Source organism: Stenotrophomonas sp. ESTM1D_MKCIP4_1 (assembly GCF_003086895.1).
In the GTDB taxonomy this organism is placed as follows: domain Bacteria; phylum Pseudomonadota; class Gammaproteobacteria; order Xanthomonadales; family Xanthomonadaceae; genus Stenotrophomonas.
This window is the reverse complement of the sequence record NZ_CP026004.1, coordinates 877,170-890,659: the sequence shown is the minus strand read 5'-3', so window position 1 is coordinate 890,659 and position 13,490 is coordinate 877,170. Positions and strand designations below refer to the sequence as shown.

Annotated in this window: 25 protein-coding genes; all 25 read right to left on the bottom strand. The window is 62.5% G+C overall.

Annotation, left to right across the window (positions count from 1 at the left end; translation table 11 throughout):
• Positions 1-74: 74 nt before the first annotated feature.
• Positions 75-1,073, bottom strand: coding sequence for a DNA-directed RNA polymerase subunit alpha (rpoA, locus tag C1924_RS04080; protein ID WP_079220762.1), 999 nt, complete (start codon positions 1,071-1,073; stop codon positions 75-77).
• Between the two features lie 56 nt (positions 1,074-1,129).
• Positions 1,130-1,759, bottom strand: a complete 630-nt coding sequence (gene rpsD / locus C1924_RS04075) for a 30S ribosomal protein S4 (RefSeq protein ID WP_004145446.1) — start codon at positions 1,757-1,759, stop codon at positions 1,130-1,132.
• A 15-nt stretch (positions 1,760-1,774) separates the two neighbouring features.
• A complete protein-coding gene (gene rpsK / locus C1924_RS04070) occupies positions 1,775-2,164 on the bottom strand; it encodes a 30S ribosomal protein S11 (protein ID WP_004145443.1) in 390 nt (129 codons plus the stop codon).
• A gap of 11 nt (positions 2,165-2,175) precedes the next feature.
• Positions 2,176-2,532 carry a 30S ribosomal protein S13 gene (rpsM, locus tag C1924_RS04065; RefSeq protein ID WP_004145437.1) on the bottom strand — a complete coding sequence of 119 codons (357 nt, stop codon included), beginning with the start codon at positions 2,530-2,532 and terminating at the stop codon, positions 2,176-2,178.
• A gap of 345 nt (positions 2,533-2,877) precedes the next feature.
• Positions 2,878-4,245 (bottom strand): preprotein translocase subunit SecY, encoded by a 1,368-nt coding sequence (gene secY, locus C1924_RS04060; protein WP_079220761.1) that lies wholly within the window; start codon positions 4,243-4,245, stop codon positions 2,878-2,880.
• 7 nt (positions 4,246-4,252) lie between these two features.
• Entirely contained in the window at positions 4,253-4,696 is a 444-nt protein-coding gene (gene rplO / locus C1924_RS04055; protein WP_004154498.1) for a 50S ribosomal protein L15, read from the bottom strand.
• Between the two features lie 6 nt (positions 4,697-4,702).
• Positions 4,703-4,894 (bottom strand): 50S ribosomal protein L30, encoded by a 192-nt coding sequence (gene rpmD, locus C1924_RS04050; RefSeq protein WP_004154497.1) that lies wholly within the window; start codon positions 4,892-4,894, stop codon positions 4,703-4,705.
• Positions 4,887-5,429 carry a 30S ribosomal protein S5 gene (gene rpsE / locus C1924_RS04045; protein WP_004145411.1) on the bottom strand — a complete coding sequence of 181 codons (543 nt, stop codon included), beginning with the start codon at positions 5,427-5,429 and terminating at the stop codon, positions 4,887-4,889. Before rpsE ends, rpmD begins: the two co-directional genes overlap by 8 nt.
• 161 nt (positions 5,430-5,590) lie before the next feature.
• A complete protein-coding gene (rplR, locus tag C1924_RS04040) occupies positions 5,591-5,950 on the bottom strand; it encodes a 50S ribosomal protein L18 (protein WP_174208984.1) in 360 nt (119 codons plus the stop codon).
• Positions 5,951-6,030: 80 nt separating this feature from the next.
• Complete coding sequence (gene rplF, locus C1924_RS04035; RefSeq protein WP_108764163.1) at positions 6,031-6,555, bottom strand: 50S ribosomal protein L6; 525 nt, start codon at positions 6,553-6,555, stop codon at positions 6,031-6,033.
• 18 nt (positions 6,556-6,573) lie between these two features.
• Entirely contained in the window at positions 6,574-6,972 is a 399-nt protein-coding gene (gene rpsH, locus C1924_RS04030) for a 30S ribosomal protein S8 (protein ID WP_005408210.1), read from the bottom strand.
• 257 nt (positions 6,973-7,229) lie between these two features.
• Entirely contained in the window at positions 7,230-7,535 is a 306-nt protein-coding gene (gene rpsN / locus C1924_RS04025) for a 30S ribosomal protein S14 (RefSeq protein ID WP_005408209.1), read from the bottom strand.
• A gap of 18 nt (positions 7,536-7,553) precedes the next feature.
• On the bottom strand, positions 7,554-8,096 hold the full coding sequence (gene rplE, locus C1924_RS04020; protein ID WP_079220757.1) for a 50S ribosomal protein L5: 543 nt from the start codon (positions 8,094-8,096) through the stop codon (positions 7,554-7,556).
• A gap of 11 nt (positions 8,097-8,107) precedes the next feature.
• Positions 8,108-8,425, bottom strand: coding sequence for a 50S ribosomal protein L24 (gene rplX / locus C1924_RS04015; protein ID WP_079220756.1), 318 nt, complete (start codon positions 8,423-8,425; stop codon positions 8,108-8,110).
• Positions 8,426-8,441: 16 nt separating this feature from the next.
• Positions 8,442-8,810 carry a 50S ribosomal protein L14 gene (gene rplN / locus C1924_RS04010; protein WP_010483978.1) on the bottom strand — a complete coding sequence of 123 codons (369 nt, stop codon included), beginning with the start codon at positions 8,808-8,810 and terminating at the stop codon, positions 8,442-8,444.
• 12 nt (positions 8,811-8,822) lie between these two features.
• A complete protein-coding gene (gene rpsQ / locus C1924_RS04005; RefSeq protein WP_053519744.1) occupies positions 8,823-9,092 on the bottom strand; it encodes a 30S ribosomal protein S17 in 270 nt (89 codons plus the stop codon).
• Between the two features lie 11 nt (positions 9,093-9,103).
• A complete protein-coding gene (gene rpmC / locus C1924_RS04000) occupies positions 9,104-9,289 on the bottom strand; it encodes a 50S ribosomal protein L29 (protein ID WP_004145353.1) in 186 nt (61 codons plus the stop codon).
• Complete coding sequence (rplP, locus tag C1924_RS03995) at positions 9,289-9,702, bottom strand: 50S ribosomal protein L16 (protein ID WP_004154486.1); 414 nt, start codon at positions 9,700-9,702, stop codon at positions 9,289-9,291. The genes rpmC and rplP overlap by 1 nt, the downstream gene beginning before the upstream one ends.
• 5 nt (positions 9,703-9,707) lie before the next feature.
• The gene (gene rpsC / locus C1924_RS03990; protein ID WP_004145350.1) at positions 9,708-10,442 is read right to left on the bottom strand and encodes a 30S ribosomal protein S3; all 735 of its coding nucleotides are present in this window, start codon (positions 10,440-10,442) and stop codon (positions 9,708-9,710) included.
• A gap of 18 nt (positions 10,443-10,460) precedes the next feature.
• Entirely contained in the window at positions 10,461-10,796 is a 336-nt protein-coding gene (gene rplV, locus C1924_RS03985) for a 50S ribosomal protein L22 (protein ID WP_004145348.1), read from the bottom strand.
• Between the two features lie 12 nt (positions 10,797-10,808).
• A complete protein-coding gene (gene rpsS, locus C1924_RS03980) occupies positions 10,809-11,078 on the bottom strand; it encodes a 30S ribosomal protein S19 (RefSeq protein ID WP_004154485.1) in 270 nt (89 codons plus the stop codon).
• 6 nt (positions 11,079-11,084) lie between these two features.
• Positions 11,085-11,912: a 50S ribosomal protein L2 gene (gene rplB, locus C1924_RS03975; RefSeq protein ID WP_004145339.1), complete on the bottom strand. Its 828-nt coding sequence runs from the start codon at positions 11,910-11,912 to the stop codon at positions 11,085-11,087.
• Between the two features lie 10 nt (positions 11,913-11,922).
• On the bottom strand, positions 11,923-12,222 hold the full coding sequence (gene rplW / locus C1924_RS03970; RefSeq protein WP_049470489.1) for a 50S ribosomal protein L23: 300 nt from the start codon (positions 12,220-12,222) through the stop codon (positions 11,923-11,925).
• On the bottom strand, positions 12,219-12,824 hold the full coding sequence (gene rplD, locus C1924_RS03965) for a 50S ribosomal protein L4 (RefSeq protein WP_102944279.1): 606 nt from the start codon (positions 12,822-12,824) through the stop codon (positions 12,219-12,221). Before rplD ends, rplW begins: the two co-directional genes overlap by 4 nt.
• 12 nt (positions 12,825-12,836) lie before the next feature.
• Positions 12,837-13,487, bottom strand: coding sequence for a 50S ribosomal protein L3 (gene rplC / locus C1924_RS03960; protein ID WP_004145336.1), 651 nt, complete (start codon positions 13,485-13,487; stop codon positions 12,837-12,839).
• Positions 13,488-13,490: the final 3 nt, after the last annotated feature.

The window sequence follows — 13,490 nt, the reverse complement described above, 5'->3', positions numbered from 1 at the left end:
TCGTCGTGGCATGTTTTACGGGTTGAAGGCTCCACCGCGAACGGTGGAGCCTTCAGGTACAGCAGGAGGCTTTATCAGCCCAGCATGCCGTGGCTGGCGACGCCGGCCGGCGGCCAGTTCTCCAGCTTCATGCCAAGCGACAGGCCACGCTGGGCCAGCACTTCCTTGATTTCGGTGAGCGACTTCTTGCCCAGGTTCGGGGTCTTCAGCAGCTCCACTTCGGTCTTCTGGATCAGATCGCCGATGTAGTAGATGCTTTCAGCCTTCAGGCAGTTGGCCGAACGCACGGTCAGCTCCAGATCGTCGATCGGGCGCAGAAGCACCGGATCCACGCCGTTGTTGGCCGGCTTGGCCGCACCGCGGTCGCGGTGGGTGAAGTCACCGAACACCGACAGCTGGTCGCTGAGGATGTCGGCGGCGGTGCGCACGGCTTCCTCGGCGTCGATGGTGCCGTTGGTCTCGATATCGATGACCAGCTTGTCCAGGTCGGTACGCTGTTCGACGCGGGCCGCTTCCACGGCATAGGCGACGCGGCGGACCGGCGAGAACGAGGCATCCAGGACCAGACGGCCGATGGCACGGGTTTCTTCGTCCGGACGACGACGCGCGGCAGCCGGCTGGTAGCCGAAACCACGTTCGATCTTCAGACGCATGTTGATCGCCGTATCCTTGGTCAGGTGGCAGATCACATGATCGCTGTTCAGGATCTCCACATTGTGGTCGACCTTGATGTCAGCAGCCGTGACAACGCCCGGACCCTGCTTGGACAGGGACAGGGTGGCGCTGTCGCCGGAGTGCATACGGATGGCCACGTCCTTCAGGTTCAGCAGGACTTCGAGCACGTCCTCCTGCAGACCTTCGACCGTGGTGTACTCATGCAACACGCCGTCGATTTCGACTTCCGTGATGGCGAAGCCCGGGATGGACGACAGCAGCACGCGACGCAGGGCGTTGCCCAGCGTATGCCCGTACCCCCGCTCCAAAGGTTCGATAACGACCTTTGCACGGGTGTCGGTAAGGCGTTCGATCTGCGGACCGCGAGGACGCAGAACCTGGTTGGCGGTAACCGTCATGTTGCGGGTTCTCCTAGTGAACCCCCGGCCGTCGCCGGGGGCTCTCCAATGATGAATTACTTCGAATACAGCTCGACGATCAGCGCTTCGTTGATGTCCGCAGGCAGGTCCGAACGATCCGGAACAGCCTTGAAGATGCCGGTGAACTTGCCGGAATCCACTTCAACCCACGACGGGCTCAGGTCATGCTGGGCGGCGACGGTCAGGGCTTCCTGGACGCGCAGCTGCTTGGCAGCCTTTTCAGACAGAGCGATGGCGTCGCCAGCCTTGACCTGGTACGAAGCCAGGTTGACCGACTTGCCATTCACGGTGACGCCGCGGTGCGACACCAGCTGACGGGCAGCCGGACGGGTCACGGCGAAGCCCATGCGGTAGACGACGTTGTCCAGGCGGGTTTCCAGCAGCTGCAGCAGGTTCTCGCCGGTGTTGCCCTTCTTGGTCGAGGCCTTCTTGTAGTAGTTGCGGAACTGACGCTCCAGCAGGCCGTAGATACGCTTGACCTTCTGCTTTTCGCGCAGCTGGGTGGCGTAGTCGGACAGCTTGCCCTTGCGGGCAGTGGCGCCGTGCTGGCCGGGCTTCTGCTCCAGCTTGCACTTGGAGTCCAGCGCACGCGCCGGGCTCTTCAGGGACAGGTCGGCGCCTTCGCGACGGGCGAGCTTACAGGTAGGACCGATATAACGAGCCATTTCTTATCGCTCCCTTTAGACGCGACGCTTCTTCGGCGGACGGCACCCGTTGTGCGGGATAGGCGTCACGTCGATGATGTTGGTGATCTTGTAGCCGACGTTGTTCAACGAACGCACGGCCGACTCACGGCCCGGACCCGGGCCCTTGATGCGGACTTCCAGCGACTTCACGCCGTAGTCCAGCGCAGCGCGACCGGCCTTTTCGGCAGCCACCTGGGCAGCGAACGGGGTCGACTTGCGCGAACCGCGGAAGCCAGCGCCACCGGAGGTCGCCCACGACAGAGCGTTGCCCTGGCGGTCGGTGATGGTCACGATGGTGTTGTTGAACGAAGCGTGGACGTGGGCAACGCCGTCGGTGACGACGCGCTTGATCTTCTTCTTGGTCTTAGCAGCGGGCTTAGCCATTTATAGGTCCCTTACTTCCTGATCGCCTTGCGCGGGCCCTTGCGGGTGCGGGCGTTGGTACGGGTGCGCTGGCCACGCAGCGGCAGACCGCGACGGTGACGCAGGCCGCGGTAGCAGCCCAGGTCCATCAGGCGCTTGATCGCAATGCCGATTTCACGGCGCAGATCGCCTTCCACGATGTACTTGCCGACTTCGGCGCGCAGGCGCTCGATTTCCGGCTCCGACAGATCGCGGATCTTGGTGGTCGAAGCAACGCCTGCGACTTCGCAGACCTTCTTCGAACGGGTACGGCCGATGCCGTAAATGCTTTGCAACCCGACCCAGACATGCTTCTGGGCTGGCAGGTTGACGCCTGCAATACGCGCCATGACGCGGTTCTCCAGCTGAGTGATGGCCGACAGCGCGCCTCGGGCACGCCAATCCGGCAGGATGGATCAAAAAAGTGAACTAGTGATACTAACAAGGTTCCGGTTTACATGGAAGCCCGTGAAACACTGAAGTTTCATGGACCCGGCCTGGGGAGTGTGCCCAGGCTCCGGCGCCGGACAAGGTTGGACCTGGGTTTCCCCGGGGCCGCCCGCGCTACTCCAGCGCAGGACCACCTCGTCACACCCCCACCCGGAACCGCTGCGGGGGCCGCCCTTCGTTTGTGTGGCCAGAGTCCGCGAAGCGGAGGACCATCACGTCAGGAAGACGAAAGTATAACAGGCTTATCAGCCGCGGGCAAAACCGCCGCGGTTGCCGCCCTTCAGGTTGGCCTTCTTCAGCAGGCTCTCGTACTGGTGGGACATCAGATGCGCCTGCACCTGGGCGATGAAGTCCATCACCACCACCACGACGATCAGCAGCGAAGTACCACCGAAGTAGAACGAGGCGTTCAGCTGCGTGCGCATCAGTTCCGGCAGCAGGCAGACGATCACCAGGTAGGCCGAACCGGCAGCGGTCAGGCGGGTCAGCACGCCGTCGATGTAATCGGCGGTGGCCTTGCCCGGACGGATGCCCGGAATCAGCGCGCCCGACTTCTTCAGGTTGTCGGCGGTTTCCTGCGAGTTGAACACCAGCGCGGTATAGAAGAACGCGAAGCCGGTGATCAGCGCAGCGAAGACGATCATGTGCAGCGGCTCGCCCGGACCCAGGGCGTTGGCAACCTTCTGCAGGGTCTGGCCGACGGCGCTCTGGTTGGCGGCCTGGCCGGACCACATGGCCAGGGTGGCCGGGAAGGCCAGCAGGCTCGAGGCGAAGATCGCCGGAATGACGCCGGCCATGTTCAGCTTCAGCGGCAGGAACGAGGTCTGGTTCATGTACGCATTGCGACCGCCCTGGCGGCGCGCGTAGTTGACCGTGATCCGGCGCTGGCCACGCTCGACGAACACCACGAAGAAGGTGAAGGCGAGAACGACGATGGCGATCAGCAGCAGCTGGATGAACTGGATGTTGCCGTCGCGATAGGCGTCGAAGGTGTGGATGACCGCACCCGGCAGGCCCGCCACGATACCGGCGAAGATGATCAGCGACACGCCGTTGCCGATGCCGCGCTCGGTGACCTGCTCACCGACCCACATCAGGAACATGGTGCCGGCGGTCAGGGCGACCACGGCGGTGAGCACGAAGCCCATGCCCGGCGCGTACACGACCGGAGCGCCCGACGGTGCCACCTGGTTCTGCAGCGCCAGGGCGATCGAACCGCCCTGCACCACCGCCAGCAGCACGGCGCCGATGCGCGAATACTGGGTGATCTTGCGGCGGCCGGACTCACCTTCCTTCTGCATCGCCTTCAGGGCGGGGAAGATGTGGGTGGCCAGCTGCATCACGATCGATGCCGAGATGTACGGCATCACGTTGAGCGCGAAGATGCTCAAACGGTGCAGGGCGCCGCCCGAGAACATGTTGAACATGTCCACGATGCCGCCGCCCTGCTGTTGCATCATGGCAAGCATGGCATCGGGATTGACGCCCGGCACCGGCACATAACAGCCGATGCGATAGACGATCAAAGCCCCGACGACGAACAGCAAACGTTGGCGAAGTTCAGTGAACTTGCCCATTCCGCCCGCGAGGTTACCGATGCCAGCTTGCGCCATGATTTTCTTACTCCGTCACGCTGCCGCCGGCAGCTTCGATTGCAGCCTTGGCACCCGCCGTGGCAGCAATACCCTTCAGGGTGAACGCCTTGGTCACTTCGCCCTTGACGACGACCTTGGCCTTCTTTGCAGTGCTCGGGACCAGCTTGGCAGCACGCAGGGCGGCGAAGTCGATCTCACCGGCCGGCAGCTTGTCCAGCGCGTACAGCAGCACTTCAGCAGTGTCCTTGGCGATCGGCGAACGGAAGCCGATCTTCGGCAGACGACGCTGCATGGGGGTCTGGCCGCCTTCGAAGCCAGCCTTGATCTTGCCGCCACCCTTACGGGCGAACGAACCCTTGTGGCCGCGGCCGGCAGTCTTGCCCAGGCCCGAGCCGATACCGCGACCGACGCGGGTGCGCTCGGTGCGGGCGCCCGGTGCCGGGCTCAGTTCATTGAGACGCAGAGTCATGATCGATTACTCCTCAACCTTGACGAGGTAGTGAACGGTGTTGATCAGACCGCGAACCTGCGGGCTGTCCTTCAGTTCACGGACATCGTTGAGCTTGTTCAGGCCCAGGGCACGCACCGACAGGCGGTGACGCGACTGGGTACCACGCAGGCCGCGCACCAGGCGCACCTTCACAGTCTTGTTGGACTCATTAGCCATGGTTGAGTTCCTCCACCTTCTTGCCGCGCTTGGCCGCGATGCGAGCCGGCGACTGCGCAGCAGACAGGCCCTTCACGGTGGCACGCACCAGGTTGATCGGGTTGCGCGAACCGGTGGCCTTGGCCAGCACGTTCTTCACGCCAACCGCTTCCAGCACGGCGCGCATGGCACCGCCGGCAATGACGCCGGTACCTTCGGAAGCCGGCTGCATGAACACGCGGGCTGCGCCGTGACCATCCTTGATGGTGTGCCACAGGGTGCCGTTGTTCAGGTCAACGCTGACCAGGTTCTTGCGGGCCTGTTCCATCGACTTCTGGATGGCGACCGGCACTTCGCGGGCCTTGCCATAGCCGAAACCGACCTTGCCTTCGCCGTCGCCGACCACGGTCAGGGCGGTGAAGGTGAACTGGCGGCCACCCTTGACGGTCTTGCTGACGCGGTTGACCGCGACCAGCTTTTCGATCATGCCGTCGTCGACTTTCTCTTCGCGGTTACGGTCGCGGTCGCGACCCCGCTGCTGACGTTCTTCTGCCATCTTGATTCCTTGGTAGTTTGGGTATGTACGGCTCGAGGCCGCTTATGGTTGTGGAGTACCGCGATGGTGCGGTGGGCCGCTGCAGAAGAGCGGCGCCGCCCCGCCTCACTCAGGCGGGCGAGCAGGCGGGCAAGGAACCAGAGGTTCCCTGCCCTTATCCCTTAGAACTGCAGGCCGGCTTCGCGGGCGGCTTCTGCCAGGGCCTTGATGCGGCCGTGGTAGCGGTAGCCCGAACGATCGAAGGCAACCTTCTCGATGCCGGCGGCCTTGGCGCGCTCAGCAACGATACGGCCGACCTTGGCGGCGGCATCGGCGTTCTTGCCGTTCTTCAGGCCTTCCATGACGTCGGTCTGGGTGGTGTTGGCAGCAGCCAGCACCTTGGAACCGTCGGCGGTGAAGACCTGGGCGTACAGGTGCTGGCCGGTGCGCAGCACCGACAGGCGGGCGACGCCGAGCTCACGGATGTGGGCGCGGGTCGACTTGGCGCGACGCAGGCGGGCGATGTTCTTGTTCATTTTGATTATTCCTTGAAAGCTGAAGGATGGGCTTTTCCCTGAGGAGTCCGCACAGGGATGTGCGGGCTCTTGCGAGGGACTCGCACTTACGCCTTCTTGGCTTCCTTACGGATGATGACTTCGTCGGAGTACTTCACGCCCTTGCCCTTGTACGGTTCCGGCTTGCGGAACGCACGGATCTTGGCGGCGACTTCACCGACGACCTGCTTGTCAGCGCCCTGCACCAGAATTTCGGTCTGGGTCGGGGTGGTGATGGTGATGCCTTCCGGCGCCACGAACACGATCGGGTGCGAGTAACCGAGCGACAGGCTCAGGTCCTTGCCCTGCATGGCAGCACGATAACCCACGCCGACCAGCTCCAGCTTGCGCTCGAAGCCTTCGGAAACACCCTTGACCATGTTGGACAGGATGGCGCGGACGGTGCCGGTCAGCGGGACCAGGTCAGCGTTCTCGGTGCTCAGGGTGGCAACGCCGTTGTCGACGTTGATGGCAATGCCAGCCGGCTTCGGCAGCGACAGGGTGCCCTTCGGGCCCTTGACGGTGACCGATTCGGCCTGGACGTTCAGTTCAACCTTACCCAGGGTGACGGGCTTCTTGGCTACGCGGGACATAGTATTACTCCTTTCGCCTTAGGCCACGAAGCACAGGACTTCGCCGCCGACGCCCAGCTGGCGCGCCTGCGCATCAGTCATGATGCCCTTGGAGGTGGAAATGATGGAGATGCCCAGGCCGTTCATGACCTTCGGCAGCTCGCTCTTGCCGCGGTACTGGCGCAGGCCCGAACGCGAGAAGCGCTTCAGGGTCGCGATGACCGGCTTGCCTTCGAAATACTTCAGCACGATTTCCAGCTCGGACTTGTTGTTTTCCAGCTGGGTCACGCGCAGGTCGGTGATGTAACCCTCGTCCTTCAGGACCTGGGCGATCGCAACCTTGATCTTGGACGACGGGGCTTTCACCGTCTGCTTGCCAACCGCGGCCGCATTCTTGATGCGGACCAGCAGGTCGGCGATGGGATCAGTCATGCTCATATGAGTACCTTTGAGTGCACCGATATCCGCTTTCGCGAAAATCTGTTGTCTCCTGGAAACGGGCCAGGCCCCTTGTTGCAGCAGGCCGATGGCCTGCCCTGCTACCCCGTTTGCACAGAGCAAGACGCGGGAGTATACGCCAAAAGAGCCCGGCTTGCGCCGGGCTCTTCGGTTTTTTTGCACAGGGAAGGCTGAACGCCTCCCCTGCCCGGTTCAGGAACCCCCGGAGGGCCCCCTGATCGCAGGGCTGGCTGGGATTACCAGCTGGCCTTGCGCAGACCCGGGACGTCGCCGCGCATGGTGGCTTCACGCAGCTTGTTACGGCCCAGGCCGAACTTGCTGTAGACGCCACGCGGACGACCCGACAGTTCGCAACGGTTGCGCTGACGGCTCGGCGACGAATCGCGCGGCAGCTTGGCCAGCTTGGTTGCGGCGTCGATCTTCTCTTCGTAGGTCGCGTCCACGGAGGACACGATCTTCTTCAGAGCCGCACGCTTTTCAGCGTACTTCTTTGCCAGCTTTTCCCGCTTGATGTCGCGGTTGACCATGGAGGTCTTTGCCATTTCGGATTCCTCGACGGATCAGTTACGGAACGGGAACTTGAACGCTGCCAGCAGCGCCTTCGCTTCCGCATCGGTCTTCGCAGTGGTGGTGATGGCGATATCCATGCCGCGGATCGCGTCGACAGCGTCGAAGTCGATTTCCGGGAAGATGATCTGTTCCTTCACACCCATGTTGAAGTTGCCGCGACCGTCGAAGGAACGACCGGAAACACCACGGAAGTCGCGCACGCGCGGCAGCGAGATGTTGATCAGTCGGTCCAGGAACTCGTACATCTTGTGGCGACGCAGCGTGGTCTTGCAGCCGATCGGCCAACCATCACGGATCTTGAACGACGCAACCGACACACGCGACTTGGTGACAACCGGCTTCTGGCCGGAAATCTTGGTCATGTCGCCGACGGCGTTTTCCAGGATCTTCTTGTTGGTGGCCGCTTCGCCGACACCCATGTTCAGGGTGACCTTGACAAGCTTCGGCACTTCCATCGGATTGGTGTAACCGAACTGCTTCATCAGCGCCGGTACCACTTCTTCCTTGTAGAACTTTTCGAGACGGGAACTCATCTTCTCATTCCTCAGGCGTCGAGCGCCTCACCGCTGGAGCGGAACACACGCAGTTTGCGTCCATCCTCCAGCACCTTGAAGCCAACGCGTTCGCCCTTGCCCGAAGCCGGGTTCAGCACATTCACGTTGGAGATATGGATCGAAGCTTCGCGCTCGACCACGCCGCCGGCAACACCTGCCTGCGGGTTCGGCTTGGTGTGGCGCTTGACGATGTTCACGTTGCCGACGACCACACGGTCGCCGTCGACGCGGACGACTTCGCCCTGCTTGCCCTTGTCCTTGCCAGCGTTGACGACAACCTGGTCGCCCTTCTTGATACGGTTAGCCATGATTATCTCCTGTCGCTCACAGCACTTCGGGAGCGAGCGAGACGATCTTCATGAACTTCTCCGAACGAAGTTCACGAGTCACCGGCCCGAAGATACGGGTGCCGATCGGCTCCTGCTTGTTGTTGAGCAGGACGGCAGCGTTGCCGTCGAAGCGGATCAGCGAACCGTCGGCGCGACGCACACCCTTGCGGGTACGCACCACGACGGCGTCATACACTTCACCCTTCTTGACCTTGCCGCGCGGAATCGCATCCTTCACGGTGACCTTGATGATGTCGCCGATGCCGGCGTAACGGCGCTTGGAACCACCCAGCACCTTGAAGCACATCACCTGCTTGGCACCCGAATTGTCCGCGACGTCAAGGTAGCTCTGCATCTGGATCATGATTCAGACTCCTTATTCAGCCGCACGCGTGATGACTTCCACCACGCGCCAGTTCTTGGTCTTGGACATCGGAGCAATCTCGGTCACGCGGACGACATCGCCTTCCTTGCAGGCGTTGTCGGCATCGTGGGCGTGCAGCTTGGTCGAGCGCTTGATGTACTTGCCGTACAGCGCGTGCTTGACCTGACGCTCAACCAGGACGGTAACCGTCTTGTCCATCTTGTTGCTGACGACACGGCCTTCGACCGTGCGCAGCGTCTTGTTTTCAGTATTGTCGCTCATAGCGGCCATCCTTACTTCGTGCTGCCGAGCAGGGTCTTGACGCGAGCAATCTCGCGACGGACCCGGCGGATGTCGTGGGTCTTCGGCAGCTGGCCGGTGACCTGCTGCATACGGACAGAGAACTGTTCCTTACGCAGGTCGATCAGGTGGGCCTTGAGTTCGTCAGCCGACTTTTCACGGAGAGTTTTGAGTTCCATCAGCGCACCGTCCGGGTCACGAAAGTGGTGGTGACCGAGAGCTTAGCGGCGGCCAGGCGGAACGCCTCGCGTGCCACTTCCTCCGAAACACCCTCGATTTCATAGATCATGCGGCCGGGCTGGATCTGGGCCACCCAGTATTCCACGTTGCCCTTACCCGAACCCATTCGGACTTCGATGGGCTTCTTGGTGATGGGCTTGTCGGGGAACACACGGATCCACATCTTGCCACCGCGCTTGACGTAGCGGCTGATCGAGCGGCGGGCCGCTTCGATCTGACGCGCGGTCAGCTGACCGTGGGCGGTTGCCTTGAGGCCGTACTCGCCGAAGCTGACAGCGTTGGCGCTCCAGCTCAGGCCATCGTTACGGCCCTTGTGCACCTTGCGGTACTTGGTTCGCTTGGGTTGCAACATTGTCGTTACCTCGCTTCACGAGCCGGGCGCTGACGGTCACCGCGGTCACCGCGATCGTGACGATCGTTGCGCGACGGGGTGTCGTCCTGCTTTTCCTGGCCAACCTGGGAGAAATCGAAGACCTCGCCCTTGTAGATCCAGACCTTGATGCCGATGATGCCGTAGGTCGTCTTGGCTTCAGCGAAGCCATAGTCGATGTCGGCACGCAGGGTGTGCAGCGGCACGCGGCCTTCGCGGTACCACTCCGAACGGGCGATTTCTGCACCGTTGAGGCGGCCACCCACGTTGACCTTGATGCCCAGGGCACCCAGGCGCATCGCGTTGCCGACCGAGCGCTTCATGGCGCGGCGGAACATGATGCGACGCTCCAGCTGCTGGGCGATCGACTCGGCAACGAGCTGAGCGTCCAGTTCCGGCTTGCGCACTTCGGTGACGTTGATGTGCGCCGGGACGCCCATCATTTCGCTCACTTCCTTGCGCAGCTTCTCGATGTCCTCACCGCGCTTGCCGATCACCACGCCCGGACGGGCGGTGTGGATCGTCACGCGAGCGGTCTTGGCTGGACGCTCGATCAGGATCTTGCTGATGCCGGCCTGAGCCAGCTTCTTGCGCAGCATTTCGCGCACTTTCAGGTCGGCTGCCAGGTAACCAGCGAACTCGGCCTTGTTGGCGTACCACTTGGAGTTCCAGTCCTTGGAAATGCCGAGGCGGATACCAATCGGATGAACTTTATGACCCATGGTCTTTTCCTTATCCGCTTACTTGGCGGCGCCCACAACCACAGTGATGTGGCTGGTGCGCTTGAGGATGCGGGTACCGCGGCCTTTCGCCCGCGCCATGAAACGCTTCAGGGTCGGACCTTCATCAACCATGATGGTCTGAACCTTCAGCTCGTCGACGTCGGCGCCCTGGTTGTTTTCGGCATTTGCAATAGCCGACTCCACCACCTTCTTGATCAGGTGGGCAGCCTTCTTGTCCGAGAACTTCAGCAGGTTGACCGCACGTTCGGCCGGCAGACCGCGCACCTGGTCAGCGACCAGACGAGCCTTCTGCGGGGAGATGCGCGCAGTGCGCAGGATGGCTTTCGCTTCCATTGTCATCTCTCCTTACTTGCCCGACTTCTTGTCACCACCGTGACCCTTGAAGGTCCGGGTGATGGCAAATTCGCCGAGCTTGTGGCCGACCATGTTCTCGTTGACGAGAACCGGGATGTGGTTCTTGCCGTTATGCACGGCAATGGTGACGCCTACCATGTCAGGCAGGATCATCGAACGGCGCGACCAGGTCTTGATCGGCTTCTTGCTGCCCGCAGCGGCCTCCACCTTCTTGACGAGGTGGTGATCGACGAACGGGCCCTTCTTGAGTGAACGTGCCATGGTCGATTAGCCCCTACGATCGCGGACGATGAACTGCTGAGTGCGCTTGTTATGGCGCGTCTTGTAACCCTTGGTCGGGACACCCCACGGGGTGACCGGATGCGGATTACCCTGGCCGGCCTTGGCCTCACCACCGCCGTGCGGATGGTCAACCGGGTTCATGGCAGCACCACGAACGGTCGGGCGGACACCGCGCCAACGCTTGGCACCGGCCTTGCCCAGCTTTTCCAGGCTGTGCTCGTCGTTGCCGACTTCGCCGATGGTGGCGCAGCACTCGACCGGAACCTTGCGCATTTCACCCGAGCGCAGGCGCAGGGTGGCGTAGATGCCTTCACGGGCCACCAGCTGCACAGCCGCACCAGCGGCGCGGGCGATCTGAGCGCCCTTGCCGGGCTTCAGTTCGATGCAGTGGATGGTGGTACCGACCGGGATGTTACGCAGCGGCAGGGTGTTGCCGGCCTTGATCGGGGCGTCCGAACCAGCGATCACCTGATCACCGGCCTTCAGGCCCTTCGGGGCGATGATGTAGCGACGCTCGCCGTCGACGTAGCACAGCAGGGCGATGTGGGCGGTGCGGTTCGGATCGTATTCGATGCGTTCCACGCGCGCCGGGATGCCCAGCTTGTTGCGCTTGAAGTCGATGATGCGGTAGTGCTGCTTGGCACCACCACCGACGTGACGCACGGTGATGCGGCCATGGTGGTTACGACCACCCGAGCGGCTCTGCGACTCGACCAGCGCGGCGTGCGGAGCACCCTTGTGCAGGTCGGGGGTAACCACGCGCACGGCCGAACGGCGGCCGGGGGAAGTGGGCTTGAATTTCATCAATGGCATGGGATGTACCTCAGGCCTTGGCCGTTACATCGATCGACTGGCCATCGGCCAGGCGAACGTACGCCTTGCGCCAATCGCCGCGGCGGCCAGCACGGTTACGGAAGGACTTGTTCTTGCCCTTGACGTTGACCACGTTGACGGCTTCGACCTTGACGTCGAACAGCTGCTCAACCGCGGCCTTTACATCGGCCTTGGTGGCTTCGTTCGAGATTTCGAAGACATACTGATTGGAGAGTTCCTGCAGGCGCGCGGTCTTTTCGGAGACACGCGGGGCACGCAGCACGCTGAAGATTTTTTCGTTGCTGTTCATGCCAGCCACTCCTCGACCTTCTTGACCGCGTCAGCGGTGATGACGACCGTGTCGGCACCAACCAGGGACACCGGATCCAGGCCCTGCACGTCACGCACTTCCACGTAGGGAACGTTGCGAGCCGACAGGTACAGGTGTTCGGAGGCTTCCTCGGTGACGATCAGCGGGCGCTTGCCCACTTCCAGGCCGGCCAGCTTGGCGATCAGACCCTTCGTGCTGGTCGCTTCGACGTCGAAGGACTCCACGATGGTCAGACGGCCCTGACGGTTCAGCTCGGACAGGATCGCGCACATGGCGGCACGGTACTGCTTACGATTGACCTTCTGCTCGAAGCTGCGCGGCTTGGCCGCGAAGGTGACACCGCCGCCGACGAAGATCGGAGCCGTCAGTGCGCCATGACGCGCGCCGCCGCCCTTCTGCTTCTTCGACTTCTTGGTGGTACCAGCCACTTCGGAGCGAGTCTTCTGTGCCTTGGTGCCGGCGCGACCGGCGTTGCGGTAAGCAACGACGACCTGGTGGACCAGATCTTCGCTGAAATCGCGACCGAACACGGCGTCGGAGACCGAGACCTTGTTGTTGCTACCCGTGATAACGAGTTCCATCGTCATCTCTCCTTATGCCTTGCTCGCCGGACGGACGATCACGTCGCCACCCGCCGCGCCCGGAACGGCGCCGCGAACTGCAATGAGACCGCGCTCGACGTCGACCTTGACCACTTCCAGGTTCTGGGTGCTCTGCTGCACCGCGCCCATATGGCCCGACATCTTCTTGCCCGGGAAAACGCGACCCGGGGTCTGGCGCTGACCCAGCGAACCCGGCGCGCGATGCGACAGCGAGTTACCGTGGGTTGCATCGCCCATACGGAAGTTGTGGCGCTTGATGGTGCCCTGGAAACCCTTACCCTTGGTGACACCCTGGACGTCGACGATCTGGCCGACTTCAAAGATGTCCGCCTTGACTTCGCCGCCAACGGCGAAATCGCCGAGCTGCGCGTCTTCAACGCGGAATTCCCACAGGCCACGACCCGCTTCCACCTTCGCCTTGGCGAAGTGGCCGGCTTCCGGCTTGTTGACCAGGGCAGCGCGACGCGCGCCGACGGTCACCTGCACGGCGCTGTAGCCGTCGGTTTCGACGGTCTTGATCTGCGCGATGCGGTTCGGGGTTGCTTCGATCAGGGTCACCGGGATGGAGCGGCCATCTTCAGTGAACACGCGGCTCATGCCAGCCTTGCGGCCCACGAAGCCCAACGAATACTTCTTCGTCATGGT